Here is a 1297-nt window from a genome sequence, read left to right as displayed (position 1 = left end):
TAGTGCGTATCCTTGTAGCATCGTCTGAAGGCGTAAGAGGCCTTCGAGTATGACGACGGGTCCGGGTTTTCCATAATAGCCGGTCCAGCCGCCGAGGCGCGCGCAGATCCACGAGGCGAACGCGAGCGAGCCTGGTGGGTGAGGGTTTTTCTGCTTGTCGGTCTTGCCTTCGAGCGCGGCGTTGACCTTGGCCATAGCGGGTTCATCACCGGGATCGAACAGATCATGGATGGGGCGCCCGGCTGCGCCGTCTCGCTCGCGGACGAGTTGGAGGACCTGGACCGCTGCGATCAGGGTGGCGGTGGCGAGGTTCTCGAACGCGCGTGTATGTTCGACCCGCGAGTGCTCGATATCGAAGCCCTTGGTCTTCATGGTCCGGAACAGTTGCTCGATCGTCCAGCGCTGCCGGTAGAACAGCACCATGCGCCTGGCGGCGGCAAGATCTGCCACCGGGTGCGTGGTCAACAGCCGCCACTGCGCAGGCTGGCTGCCTTGAGGTGGATCGACCTCGCGCGCATCCACCAGCCACAAAGCCACCTTGTCGGGCAGGCGACCAGCTTCGTCAGCCGCGCGCCAGGGTCGTGGGATCAGGACCGGGCAAGCCCGCAGCGCCAGGGTGATGGTGCGCGCCGAACGCCCCGGCGCGGCCGGAAGGTCGACATCAAGACGGCCAAGCTCGGCCAAGTCTTCGACACAGGCGAACAGCATCGCATCGTCGGCAAGGCGCCGATCCTGCATGGCACGGATCAGGAGATGCGTCCCGGATGGCCGCAGCGCGAACGCTTCGTAAATGTCCGCCTCCCGGTCAGCGACCACCGTAACCTCGCAGGCGCCGTGCGCCATCAGCCCGGCAGCGGCCTGCGTGCCCTCCAGCCAGCGGCTGCTCTCCTTCTGTGCAAACGGAACCGTCCTGCGCAGCGCCTTGCGCCCGCCATGCCGATGYAGAACCTGCGCATGCACCAATCCCAGCAAAGCACCGTCATCCGCGTCGACCGCGATCGTCGGGTGCAGCGCTATACTGGCCCGGTCCCCATCGTCGCGCAGCGTRGTCGTGTCCTGGATGGCAAGGATGCGCCGACCAGAAACCCTCTCCTGSGTACCCTCGCGTGCCGACCCGATCATCTCCGACGACGTCACGCGCGCGTTGCGCAAAAAACGCGTAATCCGCATCTCTCCAGCACGGCTCCCACCAAGCGAGCGTACCCGTACCCGCGCCGCGCCGGTGCCCACCAACCGACCCAGCAAAAACGCCCCCCTTTTTGAAGGCGCAGGTCCCCAAAACAGCCCAGCCCTGACT

At 65.7% G+C, this 1297-nt stretch carries 1 protein-coding gene; it reads right to left on the bottom strand.

What is annotated here, in order from left to right; translation table 11 throughout:
* On the bottom strand, positions 1-1170 hold a 1170-nt coding region (locus AC1DT7_RS24175; RefSeq protein ID WP_478038862.1), incomplete at its 3' end, for an IS4 family transposase.
* Positions 1171-1297: the final 127 nt, after the last annotated feature.

The sequence above is a fragment of the Sphingomonas sp. P3_C6 genome, assembly GCF_056402595.1.
This window is presented reverse-complemented; position numbering and strand designations above follow the sequence as displayed.